General features: G+C 60.1%; 21 protein-coding genes. 13 read left to right on the top strand and 8 right to left on the bottom strand.

Going from position 1 to position 17,343, the window contains the following annotated elements:
• The coding region (locus ACKWJN_RS06950) for a transporter substrate-binding protein (RefSeq protein WP_408595622.1) at positions 1 to 373 on the bottom strand (373 nt) is incomplete at its 3' end.
• Between the two features lie 310 nt (positions 374 to 683).
• On the opposite strand from ACKWJN_RS06950, the gene ACKWJN_RS06945 reads away from it, so the two are divergent.
• The 7 genes from ACKWJN_RS06945 to ureG are packed head-to-tail and all read left to right on the top strand — an operon-like array spanning position 684 to position 5,216.
• Positions 684 to 986, top strand: coding sequence for an urease subunit gamma (locus tag ACKWJN_RS06945; RefSeq protein WP_408595621.1), 303 nt, complete (start codon positions 684 to 686; stop codon positions 984 to 986).
• A 43-nt stretch (positions 987 to 1,029) separates the two neighbouring features.
• Positions 1,030 to 1,197 (top strand): hypothetical protein, encoded by a 168-nt coding sequence (locus ACKWJN_RS06940; RefSeq protein WP_408595620.1) that lies wholly within the window; start codon positions 1,030 to 1,032, stop codon positions 1,195 to 1,197.
• A gap of 13 nt (positions 1,198 to 1,210) precedes the next feature.
• A complete protein-coding gene (locus ACKWJN_RS06935) occupies positions 1,211 to 1,540 on the top strand; it encodes an urease subunit beta (protein WP_408595619.1) in 330 nt (109 codons plus the stop codon).
• On the top strand, positions 1,540 to 3,282 hold the full coding sequence (ureC, locus tag ACKWJN_RS06930) for an urease subunit alpha (RefSeq protein WP_408595618.1): 1,743 nt from the start codon (positions 1,540 to 1,542) through the stop codon (positions 3,280 to 3,282). The genes ACKWJN_RS06935 and ureC overlap by 1 nt, the downstream gene beginning before the upstream one ends.
• The gene (ureE, locus tag ACKWJN_RS06925; RefSeq protein WP_408595617.1) at positions 3,282 to 3,848 is read left to right on the top strand and encodes an urease accessory protein UreE; all 567 of its coding nucleotides are present in this window, start codon (positions 3,282 to 3,284) and stop codon (positions 3,846 to 3,848) included. Before ureC ends, ureE begins: the two co-directional genes overlap by 1 nt.
• Positions 3,838 to 4,551 carry an urease accessory protein UreF gene (locus ACKWJN_RS06920; protein ID WP_408595624.1) on the top strand — a complete coding sequence of 238 codons (714 nt, stop codon included), beginning with the start codon at positions 3,838 to 3,840 and terminating at the stop codon, positions 4,549 to 4,551. Before ureE ends, ACKWJN_RS06920 begins: the two co-directional genes overlap by 11 nt.
• Entirely contained in the window at positions 4,548 to 5,216 is a 669-nt protein-coding gene (ureG, locus tag ACKWJN_RS06915) for an urease accessory protein UreG (RefSeq protein WP_408595616.1), read from the top strand. Before ACKWJN_RS06920 ends, ureG begins: the two co-directional genes overlap by 4 nt.
• 1 nt (position 5,217) lies before the next feature.
• Here the strand turns inward: ureG and ACKWJN_RS06910 are convergent, their stop codons facing one another.
• Together ACKWJN_RS06910 and ACKWJN_RS06905 are read right to left on the bottom strand one after the other, a co-directional pair.
• Positions 5,218 to 6,072: an FkbM family methyltransferase gene (locus ACKWJN_RS06910; protein WP_408595615.1), complete on the bottom strand. Its 855-nt coding sequence runs from the start codon at positions 6,070 to 6,072 to the stop codon at positions 5,218 to 5,220.
• Positions 6,054 to 7,904 (bottom strand): peptide transporter, encoded by a 1,851-nt coding sequence (locus tag ACKWJN_RS06905; RefSeq protein WP_408595614.1) that lies wholly within the window; start codon positions 7,902 to 7,904, stop codon positions 6,054 to 6,056. The genes ACKWJN_RS06910 and ACKWJN_RS06905 overlap by 19 nt, the downstream gene beginning before the upstream one ends.
• A gap of 97 nt (positions 7,905 to 8,001) precedes the next feature.
• Here ACKWJN_RS06905 and ACKWJN_RS06900 point away from each other — a divergent pair, with 97 nt between their 5' ends.
• The gene (locus tag ACKWJN_RS06900; RefSeq protein ID WP_408595613.1) at positions 8,002 to 8,616 is read left to right on the top strand and encodes a flavin reductase family protein; all 615 of its coding nucleotides are present in this window, start codon (positions 8,002 to 8,004) and stop codon (positions 8,614 to 8,616) included.
• Between the two features lie 13 nt (positions 8,617 to 8,629).
• Here the strand turns inward: ACKWJN_RS06900 and ACKWJN_RS06895 are convergent, their stop codons facing one another.
• The 4 genes from ACKWJN_RS06895 to ACKWJN_RS06880 are packed head-to-tail and all read right to left on the bottom strand — an operon-like array spanning position 8,630 to position 12,368.
• Entirely contained in the window at positions 8,630 to 9,622 is a 993-nt protein-coding gene (locus ACKWJN_RS06895) for a Bug family tripartite tricarboxylate transporter substrate binding protein (protein ID WP_408595612.1), read from the bottom strand.
• A 22-nt stretch (positions 9,623 to 9,644) separates the two neighbouring features.
• On the bottom strand, positions 9,645 to 10,709 hold the full coding sequence (locus tag ACKWJN_RS06890; RefSeq protein WP_408595611.1) for an Ldh family oxidoreductase: 1,065 nt from the start codon (positions 10,707 to 10,709) through the stop codon (positions 9,645 to 9,647).
• Positions 10,702 to 11,376 carry an aspartate/glutamate racemase family protein gene (locus tag ACKWJN_RS06885; protein ID WP_408595610.1) on the bottom strand — a complete coding sequence of 225 codons (675 nt, stop codon included), beginning with the start codon at positions 11,374 to 11,376 and terminating at the stop codon, positions 10,702 to 10,704. The genes ACKWJN_RS06890 and ACKWJN_RS06885 overlap by 8 nt, the downstream gene beginning before the upstream one ends.
• Positions 11,373 to 12,368: a Bug family tripartite tricarboxylate transporter substrate binding protein gene (locus ACKWJN_RS06880; RefSeq protein WP_408595609.1), complete on the bottom strand. Its 996-nt coding sequence runs from the start codon at positions 12,366 to 12,368 to the stop codon at positions 11,373 to 11,375. Before ACKWJN_RS06880 ends, ACKWJN_RS06885 begins: the two co-directional genes overlap by 4 nt.
• Before the next feature lie 23 nt (positions 12,369 to 12,391).
• Between ACKWJN_RS06880 and ACKWJN_RS06875 the strand changes: the two genes are divergently transcribed.
• On the top strand, positions 12,392 to 12,910 hold the full coding sequence (locus ACKWJN_RS06875; RefSeq protein WP_408595608.1) for a lipocalin family protein: 519 nt from the start codon (positions 12,392 to 12,394) through the stop codon (positions 12,908 to 12,910).
• A gap of 42 nt (positions 12,911 to 12,952) precedes the next feature.
• On the opposite strand, the gene ACKWJN_RS06870 is transcribed toward ACKWJN_RS06875, so the two are convergent.
• A complete protein-coding gene (locus tag ACKWJN_RS06870) occupies positions 12,953 to 13,168 on the bottom strand; it encodes a SlyX family protein (protein WP_408595607.1) in 216 nt (71 codons plus the stop codon).
• Between the two features lie 102 nt (positions 13,169 to 13,270).
• Between ACKWJN_RS06870 and ACKWJN_RS06865 the strand changes: the two genes are divergently transcribed.
• From ACKWJN_RS06865 to ACKWJN_RS06850, 4 genes are read left to right on the top strand one after another with little or no spacing between them, the layout of a single operon-like run.
• Complete coding sequence (locus ACKWJN_RS06865; RefSeq protein ID WP_408595606.1) at positions 13,271 to 14,254, top strand: aldo/keto reductase; 984 nt, start codon at positions 13,271 to 13,273, stop codon at positions 14,252 to 14,254.
• A 40-nt stretch (positions 14,255 to 14,294) separates the two neighbouring features.
• A complete protein-coding gene (locus ACKWJN_RS06860) occupies positions 14,295 to 15,371 on the top strand; it encodes an alpha/beta hydrolase family protein (protein ID WP_408595605.1) in 1,077 nt (358 codons plus the stop codon).
• A 45-nt stretch (positions 15,372 to 15,416) separates the two neighbouring features.
• A complete protein-coding gene (locus ACKWJN_RS06855; RefSeq protein ID WP_408595604.1) occupies positions 15,417 to 16,445 on the top strand; it encodes a Bug family tripartite tricarboxylate transporter substrate binding protein in 1,029 nt (342 codons plus the stop codon).
• Between the two features lie 5 nt (positions 16,446 to 16,450).
• Positions 16,451 to 17,341 (top strand): amidohydrolase family protein, encoded by an 891-nt coding sequence (locus ACKWJN_RS06850; protein WP_408595603.1) that lies wholly within the window; start codon positions 16,451 to 16,453, stop codon positions 17,339 to 17,341.
• Positions 17,342 to 17,343: the final 2 nt, after the last annotated feature.

Genomic DNA, 17,343 nt, shown 5'->3' with positions numbered 1-17,343 from the left:
CGTTCATTTCTTCGACCACGGGCAAGACCGACTTGCGTGACACCGAGGTCCAGCAGCCAAAGATGACCGAGACTTTGTCTTGACCGAGCAGCTGCTTGGTTTTCTCGGCAAACAAAGGCCAGTTGGAGGCGGGGTCGACCACCACGGGTTCGAGCTTTTTGCCCAACACGCCGCCTTTGGCGTTGATTTCGTCAATGGCCATCAAGACGGTGTCTTTGAGCACGGTCTCCGAGATGGCCATGGTGCCCGACAGGCTGTGCAGCACGCCCACCTTGATGGTGTCGGCAGCAAAGGCTTGCGGCGCGACGACAAACGATCCTACCGACAGCGCTGCTGCTGCGGCCAGGGCCTTGAGGTTTCCTCGACGATTCATCATGGGTGTACTCCAAAGTAGAAAATTCTTCGCGCGGGAACAACTCGACGCGCTGCATCACTAACTGCAAAGCCCGTGCCAGCACTCCCGCCCCCAGCGAAATCTCAAACGCCTATAAAGAACAAAGCTGCAACCTCACACCCCCGTCAGCACCGCACCAAAACCAAACAAATTCGATTCAACACACCAAAACCGCACGAATTAAGTGCATGACACGGTGCGCCATGCCGCGCTTGATGCACCAAAGCGTGCACATTCGCAGCGCCACACCGAGGGACAATAGGGCACACAAGTTGCAAGTAGCAAGACCATGGAACTCACCCCCCGCGAAAAAGACAAACTCTTGATCTTCACCGCTGCCTTGCTAGCCGAACGGCGCCAAGCACGTGGCCTGAAACTCAACTACCCCGAAGCTGTGGCCCTGATCAGCGCTGCTGTCATGGAAGGCGCACGCGACGGCAAAACCGTGGCCCAACTCATGAGCGAAGGCCGCGCCGTGTTGACGCGGGCCGACGTGATGGACGGGGTGGCCGAGATGATTCCAGACATCCAAGTGGAAGCCACCTTTCCAGATGGCACCAAGCTCGTCACTGTGCACCAACCCATTCTTTGACCTTGCTTTTTTGCTGCGTGTCACACGCTGTGGAGCCGATCCGATGAACAAACTTCTTTCTCTGTTGAGCGCACTCAGCCTGAATGCCTGGGCCCACGAAGGCCATGGCATCGAAGGCGTCTCGCATTTCCACGCCACCGACGCGTGGGGCTTTGTGGCCGCTGCCGCAGTGGCTGCCATGCTGTGGTGGTTCACAGGCCGTGACAAATAAAAGCGAGGCCACGATGACACCCGGAGAACTCTTCATCGACGAGGGCGAACACACCCTCAACCCAGGGCGGCGCACGCTGACCCTGGTGGTGCAAAACACAGGCGATCGTCCCATCCAAGTGGGCTCGCACTACCACTTTGCCGAAACCAATGGTGCCTTGGGCTTTGACCGCACGGCGGCACGCGGCATGCGACTGAACATTGCCTCAGGCACCGCCGTGCGCTTCGAGCCTGGTCAACAGCGCACGGTGGAGTTGGTCGACTTGGGTGGTGACCGCCAAGTGTTTGGGTTTCGCGGTTTGGTCAACGGCGCTGTTGACGCCCCTGTCAAAGGACAACACTGATGGCAACGATTGGCAAACGCGCTTATGCGGAAATGTTTGGCCCCACCGTGGGCGACCGGGTTCGTCTGGCCGACACCGATTTGGTGATTGAAGTGGAACAAGACTTCACCCTGCGTGCGGGGGGCTACGGCGAAGAAGTCAAATTTGGCGGTGGCAAAACCATCCGCGACGGCATGGCCCAAAGCCAGCGCACGCGCGATGGCACAGGCAGCGGCCCGCAAGCGGGCGGCGCGGTGGACACCGTGCTGACCAACGCGCTCATCGTCGACCACTGGGGCATCGTCAAGGCCGACATTGGCCTCAAAGGCGGACGCATCGTGGCCATTGGCAAAGCGGGCAACCCAGACACCCAAGCCGGTGTGGACATCGTGATTGGCCCAGGCACCGAAGTCATCAGCTGCGAGGGCAACATCGTCACCGCCGGTGGCATCGACACCCACATCCACTTCATCGCGCCACAGCAAATTGAAGAAGCCTTGACCAGCGGTGTCACCACCATGATCGGCGGCGGCACCGGCCCGGCCACTGGCACCTTCGCCACCACCTGCACACCCGGAGCCTGGAACTTAGAGCGCATGCTGCAAGCCGCCGATGCCTTCCCCATGAACCTGGGATTTTTGGGCAAAGGCAACGCGGCCCTGCCCGATGCCTTGCATGAGCAAATCAACGCCGGGGCCATTGGCCTCAAGCTGCACGAAGATTGGGGCACCACACCGGCGGCCATCGACAACTGCTTGAACGTGGCCGAGGCCACCGACACGCAAGTGGCCATCCACACCGACACCCTCAACGAAGCGGGCTTTGTGGAAGACACCGTGGCCGCCTTCAAAGGTCGCACCATCCACACCTTCCACACCGAAGGCGCTGGCGGTGGCCATGCCCCCGATATTTTGAAAGTGGTGGGCGAGGCCAATGTGCTGCCCTCCTCCACTAATCCCACGCGGCCCTACACCATCAACACCTTGGACGAGCATGTGGACATGCTGATGGTGTGCCACCACCTCGACCCGTCGATTGCCGAAGACTTGGCGTTCGCCGAAAGCCGCATCCGCAAAGAGACCATTGCCGCCGAAGACATCTTGCATGACCTGGGTGCCATCAGCATGTTCAGCTCCGACAGCCAAGCCATGGGCCGCGTGGGTGAGGTGATCATCCGCACTTGGCAAACCGCCCACAAAATGAAATTGCAACGCGGCAAACTCACGGGCGACAACGACCGTCACGACAACTTCCGCGTCAAGCGCTACCTGGCCAAATACACCATCAACCCCGCCATTGCGCACGGCATCAGCCACGAAGTGGGCAGCATCGAAGTGGGCAAATGGGCCGACCTGGTGATCTGGAAACCCGCCTTCTTCGGCGTCAAACCTGCCGTCATCTTGAAAGGCGGCTTCATCGCCATGGCCGCCATGGGCGACCCCAACGCGTCCATCCCGACGCCACAACCGGTGCACTACCGACCCATGTTTGGTGCGTATGGCGGTGCCCTGGCACGTGGCTCGCTCACCTTTGTGTCGCAAGCCGGATTGGCCGCTGGCATTGGCGAGCGTTTTGGTTTGCACAAAACCTTGAGCGCCGTCAAAAACATCCGCACCGTGGGCAAACGTCACATGATCCACAACGACTATGCGCCGCGCATGGAAGTTGACGCACAAACCTACGCGGTGCGTGCCGACGGTCACCTGCTGACCTGTGAACCCGCAGTGAGCCTGCCCATGACCCAGCGTTACTTTTTGTTCTGATGCTTCAAATTTCCAAATGCATAACGGGCGGCAAAGGCTTGGCCTCTGCCTTGGTCAAACGCGCAACCACGGTCGAGCTCGACTGGGACGTGCGGCAAAAAAGCCGCTTCGACGCCACCGACTCGTCGGGCCGCGCCTTGGGTGTGTTCTTGCCCCGTGGCACCTTGGTGCGCGGTGGCGATGTGCTGGTGGCCGAAGACGGCTCGCTGATTCGCGTGCTGGCAGCGCCCCAAGAGGTGCTGCGCATCACCGCCTGCACCGAGCACGGCTCGCCGTTTGACCTCACACGTGCGGCCTACCACCTGGGCAACCGCCACGTGCCCATTGAGTTGCAACCCGACCACCTGAAGATTGAACCCGACCACGTGCTGGCCGACATGCTGCGCGCCATGCACATGACCGTGGTGACCGTGCAAGAAGCGTTTGAGCCCGAAGGCGGTGCTTACAGCAGCCAAGGCCATGCGCATACAGCCCATGCACATGCGGGGCACACACATGGCGCGCACAGCCATGGCCATGCACACGGCACGCATGACCACGACCACGACCACCCCCATGCCCACTGAGCCCCGCGTGTCTGCGACCAGCACGCCCGCCACGCCCTCGCTGTTGCAGCTCATCTGGCTGGCCTCCCCTGCGCTGCCGATTGGCGGCTTCTCGTATTCCGAGGGTTTAGAGGCTGCCATTGACCACGGCTTGGTGCACGACGAACACAGCGCTGCCGAGTGGTTGGTGCACCAGTTGCACCTCACGCAATCGCGTGGCGACATGGCGGTGTTGGGTCAGATGGTCACAGCTTGGCAAGCGCATGACACCGAACGCCTCACCGCCCTCAGCCAATGGGTGCACGCCACACGCGAAAGCGCCGAGCTGCGCTTGCAAGCCGAACAAATGGGCCGATCCATGCTGGAGTGGTTGCGCAACCAAGACCAGATCGATGCCGACACCGTGGCCCTGTGCAACCGACTGGTGCCCACCTATCCCCTGATGTTTGCACTGGCCCTGTCGCGCACCGGCGCACCGCTAGAGCAATGCTTGCAAGCCTATGCCTTTGGTTGGGCCGAGAACATGGTGCAAGCCGCCCTCAAGTCGGTGCCCTTGGGGCAAAACTCTGGGCAGCGCATCTTGGCGCAACTGGCTCAACACATCGCACCGGCTGTCGCGCATGCCATGCAAACGACCGACGACACACGCCAAGCGTTTTCTCCCATGCTGGCCATCCTGTCAGCGCAACACGAAACCCAATACTCCAGACTGTTTAGATCATGAGCACACTGCACCACATCGCCAACCGCACCAAACAGCTCCCTCCCCTGCGCGTGGGCATCGGCGGGCCCGTGGGTTCAGGCAAAACCACGCTGCTCGAAATGCTGTGCAAAGCCATGCGCGCGCAGTACGACTTGGTGGCCATCACCAACGACATCTACACCAAAGAAGACCAACGCCTGCTCACCGTCAGTGGTGCTTTGCCGGCCGAGCGCATCATGGGCGTGGAGACCGGTGGCTGCCCACACACCGCCATTCGCGAAGACGCGTCCATCAACCTTGAAGCCATCGACCGCATGTTGGTGGACTTTCCCAACGCCGATGTGGTGTTTGTCGAAAGCGGTGGCGACAACCTGGCCGCCACCTTCAGCCCCGAGTTGAGCGACTTGACCATTTATGTGATCGACGTGGCCGCCGGAGAAAAAATCCCACGCAAAGGCGGACCCGGCATCACCAAGAGCGATTTGTTTGTCATCAACAAAACCGACTTGGCCCCCTATGTGGGCGCTGACCTGTCGGTGATGGAAGCCGACACCCAGCGCATGCGCGCCTCACCCAAAGGCGTCAAACCTTATGTGATGACCAACTTGCGCACGCTCGACGGCTTGCAAGCCGTCATCGACTTCATCGAAACCAAAGGCATGCTGCGTGAAGGGAGTTTGCGCTGAGTCAAGACCCCGCATTGAGATGATCGACATAACGCTGCAGAGCGTCTGAAGGCAACGCCCCCCGTTGCTGCAAGAGGTCGATGCACCGGGCACTCAAATCAAAGCTGCGATAGCAATGGTGCATCAACAAACACAGGTGTTTGAGTTGCTCGTTGTCCATGGTGACAGGTTGCACAAAGTCTTTGACGTACACCATGTCGGCCTCTAGCAATTGGTTCAATTGCGGTCCTGCAGAGGTGATGTGTGATGCCGTCAGCGGGGCAATGGGCCAATGCTTGATCTGTGCAAAGCAGTGCGGCACGAAACCCATGCTGCGCAACACCTGGTCGATGGTGCCAAAAGTAGGTTGCTGCTCGTAAAGCGCAATGAAAGAAATTTCGGTTTGAATCACCACGGCCTGTTTCAAGCGTTCTCGACCGCTTTCAAACACATCGAACTCTGCGCCTTGAACGTCGATCTTGAGCATGTCAAAGGGGGAGAGTTCTGCCACGTCATCCAAACGCTTGGTGTGCAGTTGAACCACTGACTCGACCGTCGCATTGGATTGAAACTGCGGAAAAACTTGCAACGCTGCAACACGGGGTTTGAGCAAACTGGTCCATCCCGAATAGCGACACACGTTCAACTCGGCTGGGCCGCCGTGGCCAATGGCGTAGGGCAGGTAGGTCTCGTTACTGCCTTTGCGCAGATTCAACTCGGCCAAGGCCTGTGCTTGCGGCTCAAACCCCGTGACCGCGCACAGTCCCTGCGACAGCAGGGTCTTGTAAGGCGGGTCCCCATCGATCGGGTTCGCCCCAACGTCAACCACATGCGTTTGGCGCTGGGGGCTGAGCAGGTTTACAAGGAATCGAGACATTGCAAAAACTTCTCGCCCATGATGCTGGCGCGGCCTTCAAACAACACGGTCACTTTGTCGGCACCGGCGTACTGCTGCCTCAGGGCCAAGCGCTCTTCATGGTTGTTGGCCAGACGCACAGTGGCACGGACATAGTCGTCTTCTGTTTGGGCGATCAACCAATCGGGCAGGCCCAGTCGGCGAAACAAACCTTCGTCGATGTGTTCGTGGACCTCGGGGCCTGTTTTACACACCCCAACCAAACCTGCGCTGATGGTGTCGATGATGCCGTTGGTGTTGCCAAACGGAAAGGGGTTGATGAACATGTCGCAGCCCGCAATGACATCCATGTAAGCGGTGTAGTGCTGGTGCGGATAGACCGTGGCATGTTGACCTAAAAACTGCGCCACCACACGTTGGACATTGGGGTAAGTCAGACCTTGGGCTTGCCCAATCAAAAACTGAAAGTGCACAGGCACCGTGCTCTCTTGCACGATGCGCGCGCAGGTTTGCAAGAACCTGGGGTTGAGCTTCATGGTGGTGGCGCACATGGCGATCAGCACCACATCGGGTTTGAGGCGAGGCTTGACGATCACCTTCAACCCTGCTGCTGCGGCAGACGGCCGGTAGGGCATGCCGTCGCTGGGGAGCTTGAGGAGGTTTTCACTGAAGCAGTGGTCGCTGCCCACGTAGTCTTCTTCCACCACCACATAGTCAATCGATTGTGAATGGGTGGTCGCTGGATGCCCGAGTGCCATCATTTGCAGAGGTGCGACACGCAAGTTGGCCAACCACATGGTCAGCGGAAACATCCCAACACTGGGCATGTAACAAATGCTGACGTTGCGCTGCTGCGCTTCTTTTTGGATGTGCTTGAGTTGGTCCAGCAAGCTGTGTTGGCGCTGGATGATCACCACTTCGTCAAACACTTTGCGGGTGGTCTCGTCGGTGCAGTTGTCGTAAGCCATGGCCACCACATGAAAGTGTTCGCGTGCAGCCTCCATGGTGAGCGAGTGGGTGCGGTAAATCGAGTGGCCGCTGGTGAACCATTCCAACACCACCAGCAACACTGGCTTGTGTGGGGCAGCCTTGAGCGACTTGAACTCGTCGGCCACCCAATCGTGAAACCCGTTGACGATGAGTTTGCGCTTGATCAGGCTGTTGATGGACTTTTTGATGTCGTGTTTGTCGGCCCGGTCTGCATAGCTGCAATGCATGTACAGGTCGTGCATGACCCCCAAGGGCAATTGTTCGATGTCGTCAATCTGCTCTAAGCGCTGACTCAGCCAAGGCAAGATTTGCTCGCGCTTGCTGTGCGCGGCGGGCGAGCCCAAAAAGCGGGGGGACATCAAAACCAAGCACAGGCCTGCGGCCATGACTTTGTCGGCTTGCCACAAGGCATCGAGGTCCAGCGGCACCTCGGACTCGGGTGAGTACAGCAGGCAAAACTTGAGCAAGTCGGCTTGGCCAATTTGCAGTTGATGGAGGTCTGACTTTTGATTGCCCTCACGCACATTGAGCGCGCGCATCACGTGGTCTGCATTGCGAAAAGGCGTGGCCGCAAACAAAGTGGACAACCACCGGTGATGGGCCAGCACGTTTTGTCGCCACTCGGGTGCAAAGAACAATTGCGAATCGGCCAACAAGCACGAGGCTGCGGCTGCAGCGCGCGTCCAGATGTGTTGGTTCAGGTCTTGTTCTGAGACCGACTGCAGGGGCTGCGCTTGGAACTGATCGCTCACATTGCCATAGTTGGCGTCAAGGTCTTGCAGCAAGGCCAGCAGTTCCCGCATACCCAATTCGCGGTCGCGGCTGTAGGCAAGCGATTCGAATTTCTCCAGTGAAAACGCCATGGCATGTCCAGTCAACAAACAAGCCTGTATTTTCGGGGACAAACGCCTGCATGACGGCCGGGCACAATCAACATATTACAAGTCAAAGACCCACGTGATGACCCATTTCTACGAACCCCGCCTTGGCCACGGCCTGCCCCATGACCCGTTCAACGCCATCGTTGGGCCGCGCCCCATAGGCTGGGTCTCGACTCAGAGCGCCCAGGGCGTGTTGAACCTGGCGCCCTACAGTTTTTTCAATGCTTTCAACTACATTCCGCCGTTGGTGGGCTTTTCGAGCATTGGCGCCAAGGACTCGCTGCGCAATGTGCAAGAGACCGGTGAGTTTGTGTGGAACTTGGTGACACGCCCACTCGCCGATCAGATGAACCAAACCTGCGCACCCGTGCCGCCCGAGGTGGACGAGTTTGAATTGGCCCACTTGACACCGGTGGCCTCACGCGTGGTGAAGGTGCAGCGTGTCGCACAAAGCCCGGTGTCGTTTGAATGCCGCTGCACGCAAATCCTGCAACTCGAAGGCCTCAATGGCGAAAAAGTGCCCACCTGGTTGGTGCTGGGCGAGGTGGTGGGCGTGCACATTGAAGAGCGCCTGCTCAAAGACGGCATCTACGACACCGCCAGCGCCGAACACGTGTTGCGCGGTGGTGGACCTGCTGATTACTTCAGCGTGGGGCCAGAAAACCTGTTCAAGATGTACCGCCCCAAGGCTTGAGCTTTCTCAACACTCAATCTGCTGTGATGCCCGCTTGCCGAATCAAGGCTTCATAGCGCGCGAGTTGCGCACGCAAAGCACTGGCTAATTCTTCTGGGCCGCTGCCACGCGGCGTCAAGCCTTGCGCCATGAGTTGCTCGCGCACACTGGCGTCTCCCAGCGCTTTGTGCACCTCCACCTGCACCCTTTGCACCACGGCTTTGGGCGTACCTGCGGGCGCCATGATGGCAAACCACGAGTTGAACTCAAAGCCCGGCAAACCCGACTCGGCCACGGTGGGCACATCAGGAAATTGCGCCAAGCGCTTGGGTGTACTGACCGCCAACAAACGCAGCTTGCCCGCCTTGACCAAAGCATGGACCGTGGCAATGCCTTGGAACTCTGCATCGACCTCGCGTCCGGCCAAACCGACGGCCGCTTGCGTGGCGCCTTTGTAGGGCACGTGGGTGAGTTGTAAGTTGGCTTGCGAGGCAAACAAGGCCATCGCGATGTGCTGTGGACTGCCGTTGCCGCCTGAGCCGTAGTTGATCTTGCCAGGGGCTTTGCGCGCTGCGGCAATGACATCAGCCGCTGTTTGCCAGGGCGAGTCAGCGGGCACCACCAAGCCCCACTCCACGGTAGCCACCAACGACACGGGCTCAAAGTCACGCACGATGTCCCAAGGCAACTTGGCGTTCAAGTTGGGCAGCATGGTCATGATGCTGTCGTTGAAGCCGCCCAGGGTGTAGCCATCGGGGGCCGACTTGGCCACGCGGTCGGTGCCAATCACGCCGGAGGCACCGGCCTGGTTTTCAATCGCAATGCCCGTGGCCAAACCGACAGACGCTTTTTGCATCACGATCCGCGCCGCGTTGTCGACCGCACTGCCTGCCGCCAGTGGAACCACCATGCGAATGGGTTTGTTGGGGTAACCCGCTTGGGCCCAACTGGCGCCAGCAGCCACACCCAGCGTGCTGACGGCACAGGCTTGTGCCACGCCTTGTTGAAGGAACACACGTCGTTGCATGGCTGTCTCCTGAATTGTTGTTTTAAGCCGAGGTGTCCAGCAAGGCTGGCACGTTGAGTTGCGCGGACACGGTGTTGAGTTGGGTCAACAGCGCCGGGGCAATGGGAATGCCTTCGCGCGCATAGGCGCTGCGCTTGGCCTCGCTTTGTTCACCCGGCAACCAAATGCGCTCGACACCCGGCATGCGTTCGCTGCCACGCAATTCGCGCACCAGTTGATCGACGCGGGCTTTGAACTCGCCCACGTCGCCAAAGGCCGCAGGGTCGATCACGGCGATGGCTTGGCCGGTGTTGGTCACGCTGTGGTCGTCGTGGTTGAAGTCGATCACCGCACGGCCCATGGCCGCGCCATTCAAGGTGCCGGCCAAGATGCCCACCACCAGCGACAGGCCGTAGCCTTTGTAGCCCCCAATGGGCATCAAGAAACCTTCTTCACTGCGCTTGGGGTCGAGCAGCGGTTGACCCTGGCGGTCAATCATCCAGCCCTCGGGCATCATCTCGCCGCGTTGCGCTTTGGCTTTGACTTTGCCATAAGCCGCCACGGTGGTGGCCATGTCCAGCACGATGGGGGCCTCCTCAGCGGTGGGGATGGCCACCGCAATCGGGTTGGTCGACAACAACATGTCCAAGCCACCCCAAGGGGGCAAGTGGTTGGCGTTGCCCACCGCAAAGTACAAGCCCAACATGTCGTGCGCCAAGGGCATGCGCGCGTACAACGAAGCAGGCCCTGCGTGGTTGCTGAAGCGGCTGCCCACCCAGGCAATGCCACAGGTGCGGGCTTTTTGAATCGCCAGCTCGGTGGCTTGTTGCATCACCAAATGGCCCATGCCGTTGTCGCCATCGATCAAGGCCATGGCGGCGCGCTCTTGCACCACGCGGATGTTGGGTTTGACATTCACGCCACCGGCCAAGATGCGACGACTGTACTGCGGCAGGCGAATCACGCCATGGCCGTCAGACCCTTGCAGGTCGGCTTGCGCCATCAGGCGGCCCACGGTGGCGGCGTCGGTATCGGGCAGCCCCAGGGCTTGCATGGCGGTGGTGATGTAGCGCGTCAACTGCGCAAGAGAGACTCGAATGTCAGTCATGGTGCATCGCTTGTTGCAGCGCCAAGACGGCGCAATCGGGACTGGACAACACGGGCACGCTGCTGTGACGCTGCGCCAGCGGTTGGGCGGCGGCCATGGAGAACTGGGCCAACATCACCACGTCACAAAGCGGCAATTGGGCCAAGGACTTGGCGATTTTTTGGTGGTGCAGCTCGGCCTGACCTGCCGCCAAATCGGCCATGGCTTCGGGCACAAACACGGTGTGCACCTCCACCGCTTGGCCACGCGCTTGCGCCATGGCATGCAGCTCAAGGCTCATCGACGCCAGCGAGGCTTCAAAGGTGGCCACCAAGCCCACCGACAACCGACCGCGAGCGGCTGGGGTTTGCAGCGCTTGTTCAAACATCGCTTCGTTGGGCTTCAAGGTCGGCAAGCCGGTGGCTTGGGCTGCGGCCTCAATCGCTGGGCCAAAGGCCGAGCAAGTGAACAGCACGCCGCTGCAACCGGTGCCCTGTACATAGTGGGCAAGATCCACAAAGCGTTGCACCATGGCGGGTGTGAGGCTACCCGTATGGGCCAAGTCACGCGACAGGCTGTCGTCCAACAGGTTCATGCATTGGGCTTGCGGCCACAGACGTTCAAAGGCATGCTGGATGGGGGCCATCGCCAAGGCGGTGGCATGGATCAAGGCAATGCGTTGCGTCATTGCTTGTCGATTTTGGCTTTGACAATCACCTCGTGCCAGCGCTGTATGTCAGCCGCCAGCAACTCGGCCGCCTGCTCTGGCGTGCCGCCTTGCACGTTGACGTTGACATCGCTCAAACGCTTTTTGACATCGGGCATTTGCAAGATGGTTTGAATCTCGCGGTTCAAGCGCATCACCACATCTCGTGGCGTGTGCGCTGGCACGGCCAGACCATTCCAAGACGCGGCTTGGAACTTGGCCAAGCTGCCACCGAACTCATGCACCACCGGCACATCGGGCAAGTTGGGCGAGCGCTTGTCACCCAGCAACACCAAGGGGCGCAAGGCGTTGGATTTGATTTGTGGCATCACCGGGCCCAAGATGTCGAGCATGGCGTCTAAGTTGCCGCCGCGCAGGGCGGTGATGACGGGCGGCGTGCCGTTGAAAGGCACGATCTGCGCTTGCAAACCCGAGGCTGACAAAAACAACTCCGCAGCCAATTGCTGGGTGGTGCCGATTTGCGGCGTGCCGATGTTGAGCTTGCCGGGGTTGGCTTTGGCATAGGCCATCAGCTCGGCAAAGGTTTTGAAACGGCTGCCTTCGGCCACGGCAATCACCAAGTCGAAGGTGGCCAACTTAGAGACTGGCGTGAAGTCTTTGATGGTGTCAAACGGCAAGCTCTTGAACAACGAGGCACTGACCGCCGTGCCACTGGAGATCAACAGCAGGGTGTAGCCATCAGGCTCAGCCCGTGCCACCTGCTCGCCCGCCACGATGCCGCCGGCGCTGGGCTTGTTTTCAATCACGACCGACTGGCCCAAGGCCTCGGACAACTTTTGCGCCACCGTGCGTGCGGTGATGTCGGCGGCGCCCCCTGCGGCATTGGGCACCACAATTTTGAGCGGCTTGGTGGGGAAACTTGAGTTTTGCGCCAAAGCGCTGGTGCACGACAATGCACCGAGCGACAAGGCCAGGGCGAGGCTGCCAAGAGCGTGGGTAAGATGGTTTTTCATAACGCTGACTTTACACAAACACCATGCCCACTTTTCGACGATTTTTGATGGCACTGACGTGCGCCTTGTTGTGCCTGACCGTGCGTGCCGAAACCCCCGTGGCCAGCGTGCCCCACGTGGACTTGGCGCGCTATGTGGGCAAGTGGTTTGAGATTGCCAGCTTTCCCATGTTCTTTCAGCGCAAGTGCACCGGTAACACCACGGCTGAATACGCCCGCAACACCGACGGCAGTGTGGCCGTGACCAACCGCTGCGACACCGCAGACGGCAGCACCCAAGCCCTGGGCAAAGCCACGGTGGTGGACGGCACGGGCAATGCCCAACTCAAGGTGTCGTTCTTCTGGCCGTTTCGTGCCGACTACTGGGTGATTGGTCTGGACCCCGAGTACCGCTGGGCCGTGGTGGGCAACCCCAACCGCAACTACCTGTGGGTGCTGTCACGCACATCGGTGTTGCCACCCGAGCTGTTGGACGCGGCGCTGCTGAGCGCCAAGACGCAGGGCTTTGACCTGTCGCAGCTCAAGTACACGCGGCAAAACTGATCGCCCCAATTCGCGCGCGCGCCAAGGCTTTGGTGACCCAATTCAGTAATGCGGTGGCAACTCATCGCGCAAATTGCGTGTCTGGCCACCTCCACCCTCTGGCATTTGCTGACGCAATTGCGACACCTCGCGCAGCAAGGCATCGATCTGTTGCTGCTGCTGGTAGATCACTTGGTTGAGTTGCTCCACCAGGTCTTCTGTGAAGCTGGCCTTGATTTCCAAGTCGGTCAGCCGTTGGTCAATGTCGTGGGAATTCATGGTCTGGATGGGGTGTGGTGAGGGCGCTGGTGGCGTTGGATGTTAGATGATTCAAGGCGTTTGTTTGAACTTACACTGCGCCCACAACAACGGAGACCAGCGATGAAACGCAAACGCCTCGGCGCGTCCAGCCTTGAGGTTTCGGCCATGGGCTTGGGCCACAGCATGGGCTTTCAAGACTTCAGCGAGCACGGCTTGAGCGAGTTCAAACAACTGGTGCACCGCGCGCTGGCGCTGGGCATGAATTTCTTTGACAGCTCCGACGCCTACTGGGATGGGCTGCACGAAGAATGGCTGCGCCAGGCCTTGGGCGCCCAACGCCACCAAGCCGTGGTGACCAGCAAGTTTGGCAACATCACTTTGCCCGACGGCAGCAAGGCCACCAATGCCAGGCCCGAGTACGTGGTGTCGTGCTGCGAAGCCAGCTTGAAGCGCTTGGGCACCGACTGCATTGACCTGTACTACCTGCACCGCGTGGACCCCAACACCCCGATTGAAGACACCGTGGGTGCCATGTCTCGCTTGGTCGAGCAAGGCAAGGTGCGCTACTTAGGCATCTGCGAAGCAGGCGTGGACACCCTGACACGCGCCCACCGCGTGCACCCCATGACCGCGCTGCAAACCGAATTCTCGCTGTGGTACCGCGACACCGAGGTGGAGATGATCGCGCTGTGCCGCCAACTGAACATCGCCTTTGTGGGGTACTCGCCCTTGGGGCGTGGCTTGTTGACCGGCGGCATTCAAAGCTTTGACGACTTGGACCCCAAAGACCGTCGTCGCATTCACCCGCGCTTTCATGGCGACAACCTGGCCCACAACCTCACGCTGGTGGCGCGCATGCAAACCATCGCCGACCGCTTGGGGCTGACCACCGCGCAACTGGCCATGGCCTGGACAGTGGCGCAAGGTGACGACATCGTGCCCATCACCGGCACGCAGCGCGTGACTTACCTGGAACAAAGCGTGGCTGCATCCGGCTTCACCTTGAGCACGGACGACAGCGCTGAACTAGAAGCCATCTTCACCCCTGAGTCCCGGGCTGGCGAGCGTTACCCACGCGCCATGCTGTCGGGCTTGGGCATTTGAGTTTTTTCTTTCATCTCACCTACTTTTTGACAGAGGCACCATGAGCAAAGATCCCCGCGTTGAATCGGCCATTTCACATTGGGCCCCCCGGTTTGTGTCGAACGGCGTATTGCTGACCGACTTTCAAGAAGTCACCCGTGGCATTGACCGCTGGGAAGACTGGACCAGCGCTTGGTGCAAGCGTGCCGAGGTGCACGAATCCCTGGGCCACGAGGCGCTGGCCGATGGCTACAAACTCAGCGCCAGCGAGCACCTGTCGCGCGCCGCGGTCTACTACCACTTTGCCAAGTTTGTGTCGGTGCACGACATCGACGAAATGCGCGCCGCCCACATGAAAGCGGTGGCCTGCAAGCAACTGGCTTTGCCGCACATGCGGCCACCGGCAAGGCGTGTCGAGATTCCGTATGAAAACGGTCACTTGGCGGGCTTCTTGCGCTTGCCAGAAGGTGCGGTCAAGCCGCCAGTGTTGATCATGGTGCCCGGCTTGGACTCGGCCAAAGAAGAACTCGAAGCCTACGAGCATCCGTTTTTGTCGCGTGGCATCGCCACCTTGATGGTGGACGGCCCCGGCCAGGGCGAAGCCGAGTACGACTTCCCGATCCGTGGCGACTACGAGGTGCCCGTCAAAGCCATGGTCGACTGGGTGCTCACCTGCCCCGAGGTGGACAGCACCCGCATTGGCCTGTGGGGCGTCAGCCTGGGTGGCTACTACGCACCGCGAGCAGCAGCATTTGAAAAACGCCTCAAGGCCTGCATTGGCTTGGCTGGGCCCTACGACTTCAGCGACACCTGGGATGCACTGCCAGACCTCACCCGTGAAGCCTTCCGCGTGCGCAGCCACTTGGCCACCCAGGCTGAAGCCAAAGAGTACAGCCGCAACTTGACCATGAAAAATGGCGTGGCCCAACAAATCGAATGCCCGCTGTTTTTGGTCACGGGCAAATTGGACCGCATCATCCCTTGGCAAGACACGCAACGCATGGCGCAAGAGGCGTCTGGCCCGGTGGAGTTGCTGATCGTCGAAGACGGCAACCACATTGCCAACAACCGCCCTTACCGCTACCGCCACCGCACGGCCGACTGGATGGCCGAGCAGTTGGGCATGCCCCGCATTTGAGCCGCGCCCACACATCACACACCCACCGACACATCAGGAGCCACCATGCCCACAGCCAAAGCCTCGTTGAAGTCCACCGCATTGCAGCGTCCCTGGGGGGCCAACGCGTCGCCCACCCGACGTGCCGCCTTGGCGGTGTTGAGCGCGGCGTGTCTGGCACCTCTTGGGGCCGTCGCGCAGACCTACCCCAACCGTCCCATCAAACTGATTTCGGGTGCGACGGCAGGCAGTGCCTCAGACATCGTGGCGCGCTCGGTGGCCGAGCGACTGCAAACGGAGTTGGGCGTGTCGGTGGTGGTGGAGAACAAAGCCGGTGCGGCTGGCACGCTGGGCATTCAGGCGCTGTTGGGCGCCCCTGCCGACGGCCACACGGTGCTGGTCTACACCAGCGCCCACACGGTGTTGCCTTTGATCAACAAAGTCACGTATGACCCGCTGAAAGATTTCGCGGCCATCACGCCATTGGCCATCGTGCCCAATGTGATGGTGGTCTCGCCCAGCAAAGGCTACAAGACAGTGCAAGACGTGATCAACGCGGCCAAAGACAAACCTGGTCAGCTCAACTACGCCTCGGTGGGCTTGGGCAGCGCGACCTACATGAGCGCTGAAAAATTCAAACTGGCCACGGGCATTGACGCCGTGCACGTGCCCTACAAAGGCTCGCCCGAAGCCATCACCGAAACCATGACCGGACGCGTGGACTATTTCTTTGCGCCGCTCGTGTCTGCATTGCCCATGATCAAGGCCGGCAAATTGCAAGCCTTGGCGGTCGGCACGCCCAAGCGCTCGGCCCAGCTGCCCGATGTGCCCACGCTGGCCGAGTCGGGTGTGGCCAAGGCCGATTACTTGTTTTGGACCGGCATGTTGGTGCCCGCCAAAACGCCACGTGACGTGGTGCAACGGCTCAACCAGCTGTCGTTGCGGGCTTTGCAATCGGCCGAAGTCAAAGAGCGCTTGGCCAGCTTAGGGGCAGAACCCATGCCCATGAGTCCCGAGCAGTTTGACGCCATGATCCGCGAGGAGATGGTCGCCAATGCGGCCATCATCAAGGCCGCGGGAATCAAGTCAGAATGACACCCATGACATCAATTTTGCCCATTGCCCCTCCCAGCTGCGCGGCACACGACCCGCACCCCAAAGCGCCACACGTGTCCGTGCCTGCGCAGGCCTGTGACGTGCACGCCCATGTGTGCGGTCCGCAAGAACACTACCCCTTGATTGCCAACCGCTTGTACACGCCACCGATTGCGTCGCTGCAAGACTACCGGCACATGCTCGACACCCTGGGCATTGAACGCGCGGTGCTGGTGCAGCCCAGCATTTACGGCACCGACAACCGCGCCATGCTGGACGCCTTGAAGCAGGACACACAGCGCTTGCGCGGCGTCGCGGTGGTGCCGTTTGATGTGTCCATGGCCGAACTCGAAAGCCTGCACACGCAAGGCGTGCGCGGCGTGCGCTGCAACATCGTGGACCTGAAAGACGACAAGGGCGTGTTGCCCATGGCGGGCTTGCAAACCCTGGCGCAAAAAATCAAGCCGCTGGGCTGGCACATCGAATTTTTGATGCACGTCAACGAGTTTCCTGACCTGGACGTGCAACTGGGCAAGCTGCCCGTTCCCTTGGTGTTTGGCCACCTCGGCTACGTGCCCACCAGCGTGCCTGAAGCCGCAGGGTTTGAGGGCTTGCTGCGCTTGGCCAAAGACGGACAGGCTTGGATCAAGCTCACGGCGCCTTACCGTTTAACGCCTGAAGAATTTCCTTACCCGAGCACCTTGGCCACGGCAGAGCGCTTGTTGGCCGAGGTACCCCAGCGTTTGCTGTGGGGCAGCGATTGGCCCCATGTGTTCATCCGCAGCGGCATGCCCAACGACGGCGATTTGTTCAACCTGTTTGCCCAGTGGGTGAACAACCCGCAGGTGCTGCAAGACATTTTGGTCACGCACCCCGCTGCTTTGTACGATTTTTAAAA

Source organism: Limnohabitans sp. (genome assembly GCF_046052825.1).
Classification (GTDB): Bacteria; Pseudomonadota; Gammaproteobacteria; order Burkholderiales; family Burkholderiaceae_C; genus Limnohabitans.
This window is presented reverse-complemented; position numbering and strand designations above follow the sequence as displayed.